Annotated in this window: 12 protein-coding genes; 4 read left to right on the top strand and 8 right to left on the bottom strand. The window is 65.1% G+C overall.

What is annotated here, in order from left to right:
- Genes H8M03_RS05610 through H8M03_RS05585 form a run of 6 tightly spaced genes read right to left on the bottom strand, consistent with a single transcriptional unit; the run spans position 1 to position 8,962 of the window.
- On the bottom strand, positions 1–1,131 hold the full coding sequence (locus H8M03_RS05610; RefSeq protein ID WP_187480751.1) for an NAD-dependent epimerase/dehydratase family protein: 1,131 nt from the start codon (positions 1,129–1,131) through the stop codon (positions 1–3).
- 2 nt (positions 1,132–1,133) lie between these two features.
- Positions 1,134–2,210, bottom strand: coding sequence for a GSCFA domain-containing protein (locus H8M03_RS05605; protein ID WP_187480750.1), 1,077 nt, complete (start codon positions 2,208–2,210; stop codon positions 1,134–1,136).
- Positions 2,207–3,073, bottom strand: a complete 867-nt coding sequence (locus tag H8M03_RS05600; RefSeq protein ID WP_187480749.1) for an SGNH/GDSL hydrolase family protein — start codon at positions 3,071–3,073, stop codon at positions 2,207–2,209. The genes H8M03_RS05605 and H8M03_RS05600 overlap by 4 nt, the downstream gene beginning before the upstream one ends.
- A complete protein-coding gene (locus H8M03_RS05595; RefSeq protein ID WP_187480748.1) occupies positions 3,051–5,252 on the bottom strand; it encodes a glycosyltransferase family protein in 2,202 nt (733 codons plus the stop codon). Before H8M03_RS05595 ends, H8M03_RS05600 begins: the two co-directional genes overlap by 23 nt.
- Positions 5,253–5,261: 9 nt before the next feature.
- On the bottom strand, positions 5,262–6,737 hold the full coding sequence (locus H8M03_RS05590) for a hypothetical protein (protein WP_187480747.1): 1,476 nt from the start codon (positions 6,735–6,737) through the stop codon (positions 5,262–5,264).
- Positions 6,734–8,962, bottom strand: a complete 2,229-nt coding sequence (locus tag H8M03_RS05585) for a hypothetical protein (RefSeq protein WP_187480746.1) — start codon at positions 8,960–8,962, stop codon at positions 6,734–6,736. The genes H8M03_RS05590 and H8M03_RS05585 overlap by 4 nt, the downstream gene beginning before the upstream one ends.
- A 299-nt stretch (positions 8,963–9,261) precedes the next feature.
- Here H8M03_RS05585 and H8M03_RS05580 point away from each other — a divergent pair, with 299 nt between their 5' ends.
- Complete coding sequence (locus H8M03_RS05580; protein WP_187480745.1) at positions 9,262–9,987, top strand: glycosyltransferase; 726 nt, start codon at positions 9,262–9,264, stop codon at positions 9,985–9,987.
- Here the strand turns inward: H8M03_RS05580 and H8M03_RS05575 are convergent.
- Together H8M03_RS05575 and H8M03_RS05570 are read right to left on the bottom strand one after the other, a co-directional pair.
- Positions 9,978–10,763, bottom strand: coding sequence for a DUF5672 family protein (locus tag H8M03_RS05575; protein WP_187480744.1), 786 nt, complete (start codon positions 10,761–10,763; stop codon positions 9,978–9,980). The genes H8M03_RS05580 and H8M03_RS05575 overlap by 10 nt on opposite strands.
- 5 nt (positions 10,764–10,768) lie before the next feature.
- Positions 10,769–12,223 (bottom strand): glycosyltransferase family 2 protein, encoded by a 1,455-nt coding sequence (locus tag H8M03_RS05570; RefSeq protein WP_246449124.1) that lies wholly within the window; start codon positions 12,221–12,223, stop codon positions 10,769–10,771.
- A 407-nt stretch (positions 12,224–12,630) separates the two neighbouring features.
- Here H8M03_RS05570 and H8M03_RS05565 point away from each other — a divergent pair, with 407 nt between their 5' ends.
- The 3 genes from H8M03_RS05565 (at position 12,631) to H8M03_RS05555 (ending at position 15,597) form a co-directional block, all read left to right on the top strand.
- Positions 12,631–13,662 carry a mannose-1-phosphate guanylyltransferase gene (locus H8M03_RS05565; protein WP_187480742.1) on the top strand — a complete coding sequence of 344 codons (1,032 nt, stop codon included), beginning with the start codon at positions 12,631–12,633 and terminating at the stop codon, positions 13,660–13,662.
- Positions 13,659–14,477 carry a class I mannose-6-phosphate isomerase gene (locus H8M03_RS05560; RefSeq protein ID WP_246449121.1) on the top strand — a complete coding sequence of 273 codons (819 nt, stop codon included), beginning with the start codon at positions 13,659–13,661 and terminating at the stop codon, positions 14,475–14,477. The genes H8M03_RS05565 and H8M03_RS05560 overlap by 4 nt, the downstream gene beginning before the upstream one ends.
- Before the next feature lie 316 nt (positions 14,478–14,793).
- The gene (locus H8M03_RS05555; protein WP_187480741.1) at positions 14,794–15,597 is read left to right on the top strand and encodes an outer membrane protein; all 804 of its coding nucleotides are present in this window, start codon (positions 14,794–14,796) and stop codon (positions 15,595–15,597) included.
- The last annotated feature ends 292 nt before the right edge of the window (positions 15,598–15,889 follow it).

The raw sequence follows: 15,889 nt of genomic DNA, 5'->3' as shown, positions 1-15,889 counted from the left end.
TCACCCCATCAGGTTGCGCGATTTCAGTTCCGCGTTCGCCTTGTCGAGAAGGTCTTCGGGGATCGGCTGCGTCCGCACCCATTGGCAGAAGCGCGCGATACCGTCCTCCAGCGCAACTGAGGGCGCCAATCCGGTCAGCGCCTTGAGCCGGCCGATGTCGGCGAAGTTGTGCCGGATGTCCCCCAATCGATATTCGCCGCTGATGAACGGATCCTCGGCTGCTCCCAACGTCCGGGCAAGCAGGGTCGCGACCTCCATGACCGACACCCCGACACCTGACCCGACGTTGATCGTAGCGCCGGCCTGCGGATGGTCGATGCAGCGGAGGATCGTCGCGGCAACATCGTCGACATGGACGAAGTCCCGGCTCTCGGCGCCGTCTTCATAGATCGGCAATGGCAGGCCAAGGCGAACGCGGGTCGAGAAGATCGACAGGATGCCGGTGTAGGGGTTCCGCAAGGATTGGCCCTCGCCGTAGACGTTCTGCAGCCGAAGCACGGTGTGGGCGATGCCCGCCGATGCGCAGGCAATCCGCACGATATCTTCCTGCGCCAGCTTGGTCGCGGCGTAGATCGATGCCGGGCTCAGCGCATCGTCCTCGGCGGTCGCGACGGGCTCGACCCCTTCACCGCATTTTGGGCATTTGGGCTCCCAGTCCTTGGCTTCCAGCTGCTCGCGGGTCCGTGACTGCGGAAAGCGGCGCGCACCATCAGGATCGCAATTGCGGCAGACGTAGGCGCCTTCGCCGTATACCGACCGGCTGGAGGCGAGAATGACGTTGCCGACAGCGTGCGAGCCGCCCGCAAGGATGTCGAACAGGACGGCCGTGCCCTGCACGTTGGTGCGGTAATAGCGGTCGATCTCGTACATCGACTGGGCGGTGCCGGTCTCGGCCGCCAGGTGGACGACCGCGTCGACGTCCGCGAGCGCTCGCTCCCAGTCGCCACGCTCGGTGACGTCGCCGCGGAAAAGCTCGACTCCATCGGGCGGGCGATAAGCTGCGCTATCGCCGTGCACCTGTCCGGACAGGTTATCGAGCAGGCGAACATTGTGCCCGGATGCCGCCGCAAGCCTTGCGACATGCGTGCCGATAAAGCCGGCGCCACCGGAAATCAGGACGGTCCGAGCCATCGTCAGCGGCGGTCCAGCATGGCTTCGTCGCACTCGACCTCGATCATCGCTCGACTGAGCTTGAGGTAGTCGTCTTCCGCCGACCGCGTCTTGCCGCGCCGCTTGCCGGCAGCCGCAGCCCCGTCGGTCGCGTGGGCCATGAACAGGCGCATGACATGCTCCACCCCTGCCTCGGTCACGTTCCGAAGGTCGCGGGCGAAATAAGCGCCGCGATTGAAGCCGCCGGTGACGATTTCATAGGCGGGGAAGTAATGGACGTTGGCAAACCGCTGACGGACCGTTTCCGAGGCGACGCGCAGGACCGACTTCGAATAAGTGGTGGCCGAAAGCACATGGCCCCCCGGCTCGGCCGTCGCGGCCAGTGGAACAGGCGACACGGTCAGCACGATCTGTGCGGCCGGATTCACCTCGGCCAGCCGGTCGCGGAAGGCCGCGAGGTCCGCGGTGACGTCATCCACCGTCTGGTTGTAATATTCGTAGCGGCCGGGATCGAATGTCCCGCCATCCACGCCCGGGCAAAGCGGAAACACGGCCCCGTCGGCTCGCGAACGCCAGCATTCGGTCAGTCCGAGCGTGAACACGAAGATGTCCAATGTCTCGAACATCGTCCGCACGGCCGCAAGGTGGCCCGCACGGTCGGCCAGCATCTCTTCGGGCGAGACGAAGCCGTTGGGCTGGGCGGTGGGCCGGAACGGGTCCACGAAGGTGATCGGGCCCTTGCGCCAAGCCTCTTCCGCGGGCGTGAAGCGGCCGTAGGCGCGGTCGAACAACTGCAACAGCTGGCGCGCGGTGTAAATGTTGCCAAAGCGGGCCGAGAATAGCCCGTAATTGTGCCGGGCACGGACACTCGGAGTGAGGAGCGGGTGGCCCGGCTCGGCGACGTAATGATTGAATCCGGTCTGCTTGAGGTGTCGCGAGATGTGCTGGGCGAAGCAGCTGCCTGCCGTCGCGACCTTGGTCTTCGGCGTGATTTGCAGGTCGAAAATGCCGACCGGGTCGACGCGCGCGACATCGCGGCTGGCGACCGAACGGCGCCAGAAATGCTTGTCGGGTAGCGCTCTGTAAGGATGATCGCTCATTCCGCACCGCTCGCTTGGGCACCGAACCTTCGCTCGATCTGGCGCAGAATGCGCTCACCGTAGTGCCAATTCCCGTGCGTCACGTCGTCGGCGTAATATTGGCGGCGCAGAAAGCCGCCATCGACCGTCTGCCGCGGCGGCCCCAGCACGGTGATGCCAAGTGACTGGCACAGCTTCGTCACCATTCGGTTCTGCAGCAGCCAGAACTTCAGGCGCAATTGGGGGTCCGAGACGCCAAGGTTGCCGATCCCCTGATCGGCGAAATGCGCTTCGTGATAGGACGCAATGAACGCGTTATCGCCCTTGGGCGGCGGCGGCAGGATGTGGACGATCGTGGCTTTCGTGGCTTCGCGGATGGCCTTCAACAGCTTTGCGTCGCGAGTGCGCAGGCTGGTCATGAACTGGTCGGTCAGGACGCGGAACGGAATAATCTCAGCATCGGCGGCGGGATGTTTTGCCTCATCGTCCGGCAGGAAGAAATCGAAGCGCCGCGGATGCTGGACGCTGCCGAACACCGCATGCTGATTGCCGCCGATCATTGAGATGACCACATCGTCAGGGCCAAGCGCAGCGATCCGTTCGAGCAGGTCATCGACGGCAACGTCCCCGAGGGTCTGGCCTCGCTTCGCCTTCTGAAAGCGGTACGCGGTTAGGGGAACGGCGTAGCCCTTGCCCGTGCGCTTGGCGATGGCGCGCTGGACGGCGCTGGCGTGGCTGTCGCCGACAAGGATGATCGTCCGAGGTTTCGCAGGCGCGGGCGATGACGCCCGTACAGGCGCCGTCGTCTTCCTCGATCCAAGTGCGGCCTTCACCAAAATCCTTACCTGCCTGGCGCGTGTGTCAGCGCCGGCCCTGCGCCACAATGTCGCGTGCGGCGGCGACTATTGCTAGAACCTGCTCGCGCAAACGGCCGATGTTATAGTCTTGCTCCACCTTCCGCTGCGCGCGGTCGACCATCGCCACCCGCGCCTGGTCGTCGTTGACCAACAGCGATAGCGCATCGAACCATTCTTCCGCGGTCCCGGCAAGCAGCCCGCACCCCCCGGCACAGCTTTCATCGTAGATGGTGCCGCGGCTGGCCACCACCGCCGCGCCGACGCTGCTATATTCGACCCACTTGGTGTTGGCCTTCATCAGATTGAAGTCGATCGGCGCCAGCGGACAGATCCCGATGTCCCAGCGATATTCGGCAAAGCGCGTAAGAAAGCTTTCATAGTCCGCGATCGGCGGCGCGGTGCGAATGCGGTCGGAGAACCGTTCAAGCTGCGGAGGCCGGGGAATCGATCCGAAGAATTCGAGATGGAGACCGGGGTTGGCATCGAGCAGCCGCTCGAGCGCCGGCAGGACGATTGTCAGATTATGCGCATGGTCGGCGCTGGCCATATAGCCGATCTTGCGCGTTGGCGCCTTGCGCGGCGGCTTGATGAGCGCACCGGAGCAATAGATTTCGCCGGCGACGATGTTGAGGCCGGGAATATGCTCTAGCAGGGTCTCCTTAAGCCGGGCGGTGGAGGCGTAGACGAGGTCGGCCGCCGCCAGCGTTTCCCGCACTACCTCGATCCGCTCGGGCGAGTTGTGGAAGGCGTGCTTCTTCTCGCCAATGTCCGGCGGGATCGCCAGCAGGTCGTCGTCGATATGATAGATGACAGGCACGCCCCGCGCCCGGGCCCAGCCGATCATCTGGCGCGTACCCGGCCCGCTGTACCGGCAGAATATGATGACTGAGGGACTGAAGCGGTCGAGGTAGGCGTCCAGCCAGTCCTGTTGCGCCTCTTCGCCGCCGGTCGCCGCCGGGATCGAAACTTCCAGCTCGGTCAGCAGTTCGGTGGCGATCTCGCCGCGCTCTACCAGCGGTGCCAACGGCTTTTCGAAGCTCAGCTGCAAGGTCGGCACGCGGGCGTTGGCGACGAACAGGATGCGATCGGTTTCCGCAACTGCACCAATCGGACGAAGGCCGGCACGAAGCACCATCTGGAACAGCGCAGCGAAGCGGGCATAAACTTCCTCGGGGTCGAGGATCAGGCCCTGCGCGTCCAGGAAATCCGCCTGCCGCTGCGCGAACTGGCCCGGATCGGCGGCAGCCGAGGCGGCAAAGTCGAACCATTCTTCCGGCCCCGACACTTCGGTCAGCCCGGCATAGGCGTCGGCATCCATCTTGCCGCCGCGATCGCGCCAGACGGCGGTCGGGATACCGGCGATGAGCATGTCGAGCAGGACAGACGAAGGCGCCGAAATGCCATAGGCAAAGCTGCGCAGGTCAGTGCGGTACATCGGAGCATTTTCCATCACCGCATTGGGCGGCAACGGCACCTTGTTCTTGACGACATACTGGCCGCCCGGGTGGGGGCGAAGGGCAACCTTGCGGTCGATCCGCGCCATGCGGTCGCAGAATTCGGAAAAAGCGGCGACGAACTGGCCCTTGAAATCCCCGGCCGCATTGAGCCGCACGGAGTGTAGATTTTCGCATACCAGTCCCGGCTTTCCGGGCCGCGCGGGTATCGGGCCGGTCGGCGACTGCAAGACCGCAGTCGGCCCGGTGACGATGATCTTCGCCGCCTGCGACGGGGCCAGCGAATAGAGCCGCGACGGGTCGGCCCAGGCGCAGACGTAATCAGCGCCGAAGGACGCCGTCGGCCCGTGGGCACGGACATGGTCGGCGCTATGGCGAAAGCCGACGCATTCGAAGCCATGCTGCAACGTCACCCGGACGTAGCCTGGGGGCGCATGGCGAAACACCGAGTGGGTCGTGACGTGATTGTGCAGGTGGGATTCGCTTGCCGCGAATATGACCCCGCGGCCGGTCAGTTGCTGGCGGGCTTCCCAGTCGTTGGCGAAGAAGTGCAGCCGCGCGCCGGTCTCCGCCGCAATCTCCTCCAGCTCGCCATACCAGATGCCAAGCTGGTCACGGCCGACGAACTGTTCGGACGCGAGAAGCAGGCACTCCATTCCAAAGTCCCGGGACGCCATGAACACCAGCGGGCGCAGGATATTCACGTCCTGCACCAGGTTGATCAGGAAAACGGCAGTGCGGCGTTCGGGCATGAGAGGCGGTCAGATCCGGGCCGGGAAGGGGAGCGGGGAATTTTCGGATACGACCATCCGGCACGCTCCGAAAGCATCGTTCATCCGCCGGCTCATCTCCTTCAAGGCGTAGTGGTAGGTGGCCAGTTGCGCGCCTAGCGATTGCCCGCCCGCTCGCGGCGCGTCGCCGGTGCGCGCGGAAGAGCCGGAGTCCGGCACCTCCAGGAAGTTGCGTCCGAACAGCTTTTCCCTGGGTGCGAGCCGGCGCTTGAAGGCCGGGCGCAGTCGCTGGGTCGCGTCCCCGCTGACCAGCATGTCGAGCCGGCCGCCATTCCAGCGAAAGACGACGTCGGCCGGGATCGAGCTCGGGCTGTACGGGCTGGCGACGGTCAGGCCCTCCGCCGCTTCGACCATTTCCCCCGCGCGCTTGTTGGTCATCAGTCCGTGAACCAGGGCGATGCGCGACGGTTGCGGTCGCGGCGGTCGCAGGGCGTGAAGAAAATGCGCCAGGCGGTCCGCCTCGGTCTCTGCAGAAGCAAAGTCGTGCATCAGCTGCTCGAAGCGGTCGATCCGGGCGGGCGACAGGCGCAGCGTGTCCGCCTCTAGATCGGCAGCGAGTGCGTCGGTATCGCGATAGATCAGCTCGTCGAGCGCATCGTAGAGCGGGAAGCCCGCCGACAGCACCTGGCAGCCGCGAGACAAAGCGGTGACCGCGCGATTGAGCGACTTGGCGGCGCTGAACCGTTGCAAGTTTACCGGCAGATAAGCGATCAGCGAGCGGCGGAGCAACGCGTCCTCTCCGTCCTCGCTCCATTCCTCGACCTTCGTGCGGACCGGCACGGTTGTCAGCTCCGCCAGCCGCTCGACCGTCAGCGACCGCGGATTGGTCATCACCGTCAGCTCGATGTCCATCCCGACGCGGCGGAGAGGCCGAAGCTTGCCGGAGAAGGCTGCCACGTCGTGCAGCCCGATGCGAAAGTGCGGATTGTCGCCAACACCGAACCAGGCGATGCGCATCACCCGCGACTGGCGCGCCTCCGCCAGCTTCTTGCGCAGGATTTTCTGCAGGCCGGCCATTTCGATGGGCGGGGCGGGATCATGGACCACGTGCACGGGCACGTCGCGGCGATATTCGCGAACGACGCCGGCCATTGCGTCGGTCGAACAGAGGGCAAAGGCGCAATGTTCGAGCAATTGGCCAAGCCAATTGCGGAACCGGGTCAGCCGGCTGTCGTCCCACTGGCTGAAATAATCGTCGAACAGATCGACCCCGACGAGCTTGCCACGCGCCGCGAAGAGCGCGGCGGCAACCAACGCCCGCGCGTCGTGGCATTTGCTGATGATGATGATGTCGGAATTGTCGGAAGCCGGCTCGAAGTCGCCAATCTTGCACAGCGCCAAGGTCAAACCCTGCTGCGCCAGAGCCTTGGTCAGCCGGCCGTAGCGGATCCGCGCGCCCGCATAACCCTTATACTCGTCGGACGGGACAAGGACGGAAACCTTCATCCGTACAGGACCCGGGTCCGGATCGCCGCGTCAGGGTAAGCCGGGACGGCGGGCGACTGGGTTGTCTTGCGGCCGGCGCCCGCAGTCGTGGCGGTCACCAGCGCAGCGCAAACGTGAACGCCCTCTGTCGAGACTGCATTCTCTCTCATCCATGCCTCTACGCCCTCCGCCCGCGCCAGCCAGAAATCGTGCGGAGGCAGGGCGACCGGATAGAAGGTCCGCCACAGATCAAGCGCAGGCACGCCGAGCGCGGCGATCGTGCCGTCAGACTGATGCACGGCGGACCCGGCGTCGGCGAGCGAAAGGTGCCAGCTCTTTCCCCGCCGTTCGGACGTGACCAGCGGGCAACTCGCGGAAGTCACCGCCGGATCGTCGAGCATTGCCAGCATTAGGTCTACCGTACGCAGGTCGTGCAGGATCACGCCGCGGCCGAGATAACCGATGTAATCGCCCGAAGCCTGTTGAACCGCCCCTGCGAAGTCGCCGAATGTGCGGGTTCGGCGACCGAGGATTTCCGTTAGAGCGGCGAGCGTCTCGTCCGTGACCGTCCCCACGATCGCGAGTTCGTGATCGCAGGACGCGGCCTGCAACGTCAGGGAGCGGGCCGCTTCGAGCAATTCGGCCGCGGGCCAGCCCTCTGCCGCGAGCAGCCAGGTGATCGACGTTGCTTCGCGCGTTTCGGGAATGGGCAGGTCGGCACTTGCCGGCACCAGCAGTTCCGCGTCGGTCAGCGTCCGGCCTGCGCCAAGGCGGATGGCGGCGGCAACGGTCGGAACACCGCGCGCCGACGGCTCGCGCATCCGCGGCCAGGGCAGGGGATTGCTCTGTGTAGTCGCGCCAAGCACTGCGGGACCGCTGCGGCCGATATCCGCCAGCAGGATGGGCTGGCTGGCGTCGGGCTTGGTGATCAGCAGTGGGGCGTACACGTCCTTGGCGGATCCGGCGGCGCCCAACGCCGACAGGATGCCGACGGTCGGGATCATGTCCGCGCCAATTAGAAGCGAACGCGTTTCCCCATCATCCTCGGCGACTTCGCCGGCGCGTCGCAGGGCGACGACGCCGGGACCATCGCCGCGTGCGACCACCGACACGCCCGCAACCCGGTTGAGCCAGCCGCGAAATTCTCGCTGGAACATCGGCGACGTTCCATCCGCGCCGCCAAGATCGACGGTCACCACGGCCGCGATCCTGCGGCCCTCGCCGCGCACCCCAGCCAGCCGCAGCATGTGCTCGCGCCCCGCAGCAACGGGGTCTGGCGCGCTGCCTGCCGAATCCGCCTCGGCGATCAGTTCGGCATAGTGCAACCCGCCGCGGCAGAAAGACGGGATAGCGAGCAGGGTTGTGCCGCGGATCGCGCCGCTTGCGTCGGAAAAGACGAAGAGAATCGGAAAAAACGCATCGCCCACACTGCAGTCGACGTAGTCCAGAGGCGATTCCAGCAATTGCTCGGCCACCGGGAGCAAGGCCCCGCCGGCGTCCAGCTGGTCGTGCTGATAGGCGCGGACGACGACCGGGAAATCGCACCCGCTCCACCGCGTCCGCAATTGTCCGCGATTGGCGAACCACGCGTCGCGCAGTCTGCCGTGGCCGTCCTCCGGCCAGTCATCGAGCGCCGCAGCTTCGGGCGGCGCGAACCCGGACAAGGCGGCAAGGCGGCCAAAGGCCAGCTCGACACTGTCTCGAACCTCGGCACCTTGCGCATAGCCCACCGGCCAGCCGCCAGCCCGGACGAGGGATGGGTCGTCGGCGTCCAGGCGATGAGACTGCAGCCAGAATTGCGGGTTTTGCGCCGGCACTGCGCCACGAAAAACCTGGGCAGGCGGCCCGAATTTGTAAGTTACGGCCGCAAGACGGCGCAGGCTGGGGTTGTGCGATCGCACTTCGCGGCCCTCCGACTGGCCGAACTCGATGAAGTGGATCAACGGGTTGATGCCCGAGCGCGCGACATCCGCATTGCCCTTTAGATAGGCTGTGGTCGAGAAGCTCGGTCCCGGGTCGCGGCCCTCGAGCCAGCCTGCTTCAAGGAAGTGGCTGACCGGGTCGATCCCGGCGCGAAGGACGTCCGGATAGCGTTCGAGATACCAGCGCTGGTCGAACAGCGGCGACTCGCGCACCATGTCCAGCACTTCGCTGCGCCGGCGCTTTGCGGGCGAACTGACAAGCCGCGACAGCGACCGCCCCGCCCTTTTCGCCGACCGCTTGAGGCCCCGGTTCGCGTTGCGCATGCCACCCTTCACGGCAATCCGATTGCCGTGTTGCCTTGGTTCACGCAAGGGCGAGCAAGTGTGTTGTTTGAGTAACGATCGCGAGAATATGGGCGAAGACGCAGGGAACGACAGTGCCCAGCAGGCGGTTTGTTGCAGTTCACTCCGTCAACATGCCGTAAACACAACATGTTTTAAGAATGTATGATCGGAAAAGTCTCGGCCAGACGGGGTATCAGGGCTTGCCATTCGGATGGTTGCGTTGCATGCGTCACCTCCGCAAGCATTGGCAAGTGGTTTAAGTACAACAGGATTTGAAGATGCGCGGAGATCTCAAGCCAAAGGTTTTCATTGGCTACGACAGCCGGGAAGAGCTGGCGTGGGAAGTCTGCCGTCATTCGCTGCTGCGCCATTCAGAAAACCAGGTCGAAGCCATCCCGATTCGCCAGAACGTGCTGCGCGAGCTCGGCTTGTACGTGCGTCCGCACGACCTGACCGCTTCCACGGAATTCTCGCTGACCCGCTTCCTTACGCCCTATCTGGCCGGAGAATCTGGCTGGGTGCTGTTCTGCGACTGCGACTTCCTGTTCACCGCCGATGTCCGCGAGGTGTTCGAAGGGCTCGACGACAGCAAGGCGCTCTATTGCGTCAAGCACGACTACAAGCCCGCTTACCGGGTGAAGATGGATGGCCGGCCGCAGTCGGTCTATCCGCGCAAGAACTGGTCGTCGTTCATGCTGTTCAACTGCGACCACCCGGATGTGAAGGCGCTGACGCCGCGGTTGGTCAATACCGCCACCGGCGCGTTCCTGCATCGGTTCGAATGGCTGGAAGACGATGCCATCGGGTCACTCGACCTCGACTGGAACTTCCTCGACGGCGAATATGAAAAGCCGGATCACACGCCCAAGGCGATTCACTTCACCAATGGCGGGCCGTGGTTCGAAGAGTGGCAGGATTGCGATTTCGCCGACCTGTGGCTGCATGAGCGCGACCTGTATCTGGAATCGACGCACGGCACGAAGCGGCGCCTCGCCTACGCCTGAGGGGCCTTTCGCCTCCGGGCGATTGTCTTGAGATAATCGGCTGTCAGCCGAGCCCGCCGGGCTGCCGAATGCCGTCCTTTGCCCAGCTGCTGCATCAACAGCCGGTAATCGACGAACACCGTGCCGCGGTCGTCCAGACTTTCATAGGTTCGCCAGAAGCGGTCGCTCCCAAGCAGCGGGATCATGTTGAACACGCCGTGGAAGCCGAACGTCGGCCCGTCCGGTTCGCCGCGTTCGAACGAGAAGCGGGCTGCGACTGAACGGGCGGCGATACGGATACCGTGGTCCTGTTCCAGCAAGTGCCGGTTGACCCTGCCGATCGCGACATCCTCCGCCAGAGTAGCGTCGAAAGCCGGGTCGCGGCACGCGTCGAACAGGCGCTGGCTGCGCAGGGAAAAGCCGCCGTTGCCGACGTCGTGGCCGTCGCCGAATTGCGGCCACGGCGCGCCGATATAATCATAGGTCAGGAAATCAGGATCCCAATGGGCCGCGTCGAGGACGAACCCGTCCCACTGCACGACGAGGCAGTGCGGCGTTTCGATATGCTGTCCCAACCCCTCGAGAATGAAGGACGAATATTCCGCGCTCGAACCGAGCCGCGGAATGGCGACAAAGTCGATGCCTTCGGGAAGATCGCGCGGGGGCTGGTGCGTGAAGATCAGCACTTTGCCGAAAACAACCTGCTCCATGCTGGAGACAAGCGCAGCCAATGTGGCCTCGATATTGACGGAGGTCGCCGCGCACAGCGTCACTTCGGGAAGCGCAAGCCGGTCCATCGCCGTCAGATGCCGATCACGAACTGTTCGGAAAAGGGGCTGAGGTGCGGATGGTGATACGGATCCGTCGCCAGGTCCGTGCCCCACTTGCGCTTCAGCGCGGCCAGTTCGTCGGCAAAGCGCGTGCGGTTGCGGCGTAGCCGGTCGCTGCCCCGCGACTTGGATTCATGGTGGATGAGGGTCGAGCGCGGCTCGTAAAATGATTGCCAGCCCCGGCTGTTGAGCTTGAGGCAAAGGTCGACATCGTTGAAGGCGACGGCGAAATCCTGCTCGTCGAACCCGCCGACCGCATTGAACTTGTCTTGCGCGACTACCAGGCACGCACCGGTGACCGCGCTGACCCGCTGCGGCAGGCGGGCGCGATCGAAGTAGCCGGTCTCGTCCCGTTGCTGGAAACGATGCGCGTGACCCGCGCCTCCGCCGATCCCGGTGTAGACCCCGGCATGCTGGATGGTGCCATCTGGGTAGAGCAGGCGCGCGCCCACCGCGCCGATGTCGGGCCTCACCGCCTGCCGAACCAGCGGCGACAGCCAGCCCGGATCGGCCATCTCGACGTCATTGTTGAGGAAGCAGAGCAGGTCGCCGGTAGCATGGGCAACGGCGGCGTTGTTGATGCGGGAATAATTGAATGGTCCGGGGCAGTCGATCACCTTGACGCCCAGGCGCCGCAGGTCTGCGAGATAGGCAAGGGTTTCGCTCTCGCGGCTGTCGTTGTCGGCGACGATGATTTCGATCGCCGGATAGTCGGCCCCTCGCAATCCCTCGACGCAGGTTCGCAGAAGGGCGACATGGTCGCGCGTCGGGATGATCGCCGTCACCAGGGGCGGGCTTGAGAGGGCCTGGCCGACTGCTTGTGCGGGCAGAACCGGATCAGGCCGGTTCCTGCGATGGTGGAGTACGCGGTGGAGGTGCAGCGGCACGCCTTCGCCGATCGCCGTCTGCGCCAGCGCCCTGATCCACCCGGTGTCGGGTAGCGCGGCCAGCTTGGCGCGGTCCGTCTTGATCGCGCACGAGCCGGTGATGAAGTCGTGCCATTCGAACAGCTCCGGATTCCAGTCCGGCTTGAAGTGGGGCGCCCGGCGCTTGCCGGACGGCGCGATCAAATCGTCATCCGCGTAGATCAGCGTAACGCCCGGTTCGGCCGCTGCCCGGGCATAAGACGTCAGCGCGCCGAAAGAGAGGAGGTCGCCGCAGGGCAGGGGAAGGACCCAGCCACCTCTCGCCGGAAGGTGGTTCGCTAGGTCGGCCGCGCGGGCGACGCTCGGGACGTCGGCGGTTGCCCCGCCCACGATGACGATCTTCTGCCCGATCGGCATGGACGCGAGGCTCTGTTCGATCCCCTCCGTTCCGGCGCTGCAGTCGACCGCGACGAGGATGCTTCCCTCGGGACCTCTGCCCTCGGGCGCGGCTTCGTGCGCCGCGATCCAATATTCGTATGCCCGGGCGGAACGGCCGGCCATCGGCGCGATCGCATTGCGGGACCGCACCTTGAGGCCACGGGCCCGCCAAGCCACGGCACGCAGGTAAAGCGCAGGATTTTGCAGGAACGCGTCGCGTTGCACGGCCAGCCACAGGCGAGCGCGGGGGCCCGTGCCGGCCCGTGCGGAGCGCCCCTCTGCTGTCGGCAATCCCGCGCTCCTCGAACGTGCTGCGTTAGACCCTGAGCGGCGTGCCGAGCGCCACGCGCCAGGCCGTCCTAGCACCAGCCCGGACCAACTCAAGCCGGAGAAGGCTGCACGGGCCGGACGCACGAATGGCATTGCGGACAGGTCCCAGTCCGTTAGTAGGTGCCCGCAAAATCATGGTGCGCGATAGTTCGGAGTAGAGCCCGGCGACGCTGCCGGGACTGGGGAGCTGACAAAGCGGCATGGCGGTGAACATTCATCCCGTCCTCCTGTGCGGAGGCAGCGGTACGCGCCTGTGGCCGCGCAGCCGGCCCGCCGCTCCCAAGCCGTTTCTTCCCCTGCTCGGCGAGACCAGTCTCTTCCAGCAGGCGCTGGCGCGGTTCGGCGAGCCGCCCTTCGCTCCCGCCATCGTCGTTACCGGCGCCGAGCATCAGGCGCTGGCCAAGGCGCAGTCAGCCACGGCGAACGTCGCCGAGTTCATCATTGAGCCCGAGCCCAAGCAGACGGCCGCGGCGATCGCATTCGCGGCAGGCCGGCTGCCGCCCGACGCGATCATGCTGGTGTGCCCAAGCGATCATTATATTGGCGACACCGCCGCCTTTTTGCGCACGGCGGAACAGGCGTGCGCGGTGGCGGCCGACGGCTGGCTGGTTTGCCTGGGCATCGAGCCGACCGCTCCCGAAACCCGCTTCGGCTATATTCAGCGCGGCGATCCGCTGGACGACCGCGATGGCGCCTTCAAGGTTGCCCGCTTCGAAGAAAAGCCCGCGCAGGTGGAGGCGGTCCGCTACGTTGAATCCGGCAACTTCGTCTGGAACGGCGGGATCTTCGCGTTCCGCGCGGCGGACTTCCTCGACGAGCTGCGCCGATATCGTCCCGAACTCGCCGAATGTGCCGCCCGCGCGGTCGCGGACGGTGTGGCGGCGGCGAATGAATTTCGTCCCGCAGCCGCAGCAACTGCGGAAATTGCGGCTGAGTCCGTCGATTATGCAGTGATGGAAAATAGTGACCGGGTGGCAATGGTAATGGCGCGCATGGACTGGTCGGACATCGGCGACTGGAACGCGCTCCATGCGGCGCGCCCGAACGACGCTGCCGGCAACAGCGTGCGCGGCCCGGCCGATCTGGTCGATTGCCGCGGCGTACTGGTCGACAGCGACGGCCCGCGCGTCCGGGCGATCGGCCTGGACAATATCGTCGTCGTCATCGACGGCGACGACGTGCTCGTCGCCAGCGCGGCGGCTGCGGGCAATCCGGCGAAACCCGGCCAATGATCGACGGTCGCGTCCCCGGCCGGCTGGTCGAAAAGCCATGGGGCCGTGACCGGCTCCCGCCGCCGTTCGACGCGGTTCCCGACCGACGCATCGGCGAAATCTGGTTTCCGCCGCCGCCGGGCGTCGGTCGTCTTCTAGCCAAATATCTGTTCACCAGCCAGAAGGTGTCGGTCCAGGCACATGCCACCGACGAACAGACGCTGGAGCGTGGCATCGGCCGGCAGGGGAAGGACGAATGTTGGCTGATCCTGCACACGGAACCGGGCGCGGCGCTCGGGGTGGGCTTGCGCGAGCCGGTGGAGCCGGACTCCCTTCGCCGCGCCGCTACCGACGGCAGCATCGAGGACATGCTGGTATGGTATCCGGTCGAGCCCGGGGACTTTTTCTATATTCCGGCGAACACTATCCACGCGATCGGTGCCGGCGTGACGCTGCTGGAGGTCGAGCAGAACAGCGATCTGACCTATCGCCTCTATGACTACGGCCGTCCGCGAGACCTCCATCTAGACGACGGACTGTCGATCGCACGCGGCGAACCCTATCCGGAGCACCTGCATCGCAAGGTCCCGCCGAGTGGGGAAGAGCGGCTGGTCGACGGCCCACACTTCCGCGCCGCTCGCCTCGACGGTCCGCCGTCCGAGGCGCTGGTGGCCGAGTGGGGTGGCGGGCCTGTGCTTATCATGCCACTATCAGGCGATGTCGAAATAGCCGGCGAGCGCGTGGCGCCCGGGCAGTGCGGAGCGGTTTCGCAGCTAGGGCACGCGCGATTTCTTCACCAAACTCAGGCGGTGATTGCACAGGCAATCGCGGCATGAGACGATAGTACATGCTCGGCTCAAGGCAGGACCTGTGTCATTTTCGCATCATGAGGCCGAAATTTGCGGGCTTGACTGTCAGGCGTGGATAAACTGTGAGTGTGCCGCGTTGCTGCGGATGTTATTGATAGGCATTTAGAACGATACGTATTCAGTGCCGGTGCCGTATAAGTCGGTCGCGGTAAGGAATTTGGGTTCGAACAGATTTGGTGCGAGAAATTCTGGAACTGTCTCGCTCGATCTGAATTAAACCCACGGGATGGCGGGAACGTTTCTCCGCATTTGATATTTGTGAAGTTGAGAAAGGGGTAATCACATGAAGTTGTTGCACACCAGCGCTCTCACGGCGCTCGCAGCGGTGATGGGGCTCAGCGCCCAGACCGCAAATGCCCAGATCGTGCGCGCTGAGTTGCAGGCTGGCGTCAGCCAGTTCAACGCTGCCGGCGATCACGACACGTCCCTCGGTTGGGGCGCAGCCGCAGGCGTCGACTTCGACCTCGGCGGCATCATCGTCGGTGCCGAAGGTACGTTCTGGTGGCCCGGTTCGTGCTTCTCCGCGAAGGATGACTGCCCGGCCGAAGTCAACACCATCGACGGTGCTGGCCTCGTTCACCACAAGACCTTTGAAGAGTGGGGCGCTGCAGTTCGCGTCGGCACCATGGTCACTCCGGCGACCCTCGTTTACGCGAAGGCCGGCGTCGTTCGGAACGAACAGCGCAAGGAATTCCTTCCGTTCGCTCCTGGCACCACCAACCCGCAGGGTGCGGGCTGGCCGGGCTACTACTACGACAATTACAAGCGTGGTGGTTGGGTCCTCGGTGCGGGCGTCGAGCATCAGGTCAGCGGTCCCTTCTACGTGAAGGCCGAAGGCCGTTGGTCGGACTACAAGCGTGGCAACGTTTCCGGTGGCACGCACATGGTGACCGGTCTCCTCGGTGTTGGCGTGAAGTTCGGCCTCGCCGAACCGGCTCCGGCTTATGTGCCGCCGCCGCCGCCGCCGCCGGCTCCGGCTCCGGCCACTCAGACCTGCCCGGACGGCACGGTGATCCTCGCGACGGAAGTGTGCCCTGCGCCGCCGCCGCCGCCGCCGCCGCCGCCGCCGGCTCCCGAGCGCGGCTAACGCCACTCGGAAGACTAAAGGAACGGCCCGGGGTTTCCCCGGGCCGTTTTCTTTTGTGCGCTGTGATTATGCGCGACAGGACGCAGGGCCTCGGATCGCCAGCGGCAGCACGTCAGCGCCGCCACTTCGCTCCGATGGGCGGGACGTCTCGCAACTGGTCAGGTGAGCCGCCGTGCGATGTCAGCAGCGTAGGATGTAGCCAAGGCTTGGCTTAGTTTCGAAGGTGGGCTGAAGAGTACCCAAGGTTTGAGCCGGTCGGTGGGTCGTCACGCGACGATGGAGCACTGCAAGC

This window comes from Sphingomonas sabuli, from assembly GCF_014352855.1.
GTDB classification, from domain to species: domain Bacteria; phylum Pseudomonadota; class Alphaproteobacteria; order Sphingomonadales; family Sphingomonadaceae; genus Sphingomicrobium; species Sphingomicrobium sabuli.
The sequence above is the reverse complement of the archived record's forward strand: the minus strand, read 5'-3'. Positions and strand labels throughout refer to the sequence as shown.

What these genes read in the sequence shown, in the direction of transcription:
- H8M03_RS05585 (WP_187480746.1), bottom strand. Translation starts at nt 8,962, where the DNA reads ATGCGCAACGCGAACCGGGGCCTCAAGCGGTCGGCGAAAAGGGCGGGG.
- H8M03_RS05580 (WP_187480745.1), top strand. Translation starts at nt 9,262, where the DNA reads ATGCGCGGAGATCTCAAGCCAAAGGTTTTCATTGGCTACGACAGCCGG.
- H8M03_RS05605 (WP_187480750.1), bottom strand. Translation starts at nt 2,210, where the DNA reads ATGAGCGATCATCCTTACAGAGCGCTACCCGACAAGCATTTCTGGCGC.
- H8M03_RS05570 (WP_246449124.1), bottom strand. Translation starts at nt 12,223, where the DNA reads ATGGCCGGCCGTTCCGCCCGGGCATACGAATATTGGATCGCGGCGCAC.
- H8M03_RS05565 (WP_187480742.1), top strand. Translation starts at nt 12,631, where the DNA reads ATGGCGGTGAACATTCATCCCGTCCTCCTGTGCGGAGGCAGCGGTACG.
- H8M03_RS05560 (WP_246449121.1), top strand. Translation starts at nt 13,659, where the DNA reads ATGATCGACGGTCGCGTCCCCGGCCGGCTGGTCGAAAAGCCATGGGGC.
- H8M03_RS05575 (WP_187480744.1), bottom strand. Translation starts at nt 10,763, where the DNA reads ATGGACCGGCTTGCGCTTCCCGAAGTGACGCTGTGCGCGGCGACCTCC.
- H8M03_RS05555 (WP_187480741.1), top strand. Translation starts at nt 14,794, where the DNA reads ATGAAGTTGTTGCACACCAGCGCTCTCACGGCGCTCGCAGCGGTGATG.
- H8M03_RS05610 (WP_187480751.1), bottom strand. Translation starts at nt 1,131, where the DNA reads ATGGCTCGGACCGTCCTGATTTCCGGTGGCGCCGGCTTTATCGGCACG.
- H8M03_RS05595 (WP_187480748.1), bottom strand. Translation starts at nt 5,252, where the DNA reads ATGCCCGAACGCCGCACTGCCGTTTTCCTGATCAACCTGGTGCAGGAC.
- H8M03_RS05590 (WP_187480747.1), bottom strand. Translation starts at nt 6,737, where the DNA reads ATGAAGGTTTCCGTCCTTGTCCCGTCCGACGAGTATAAGGGTTATGCG.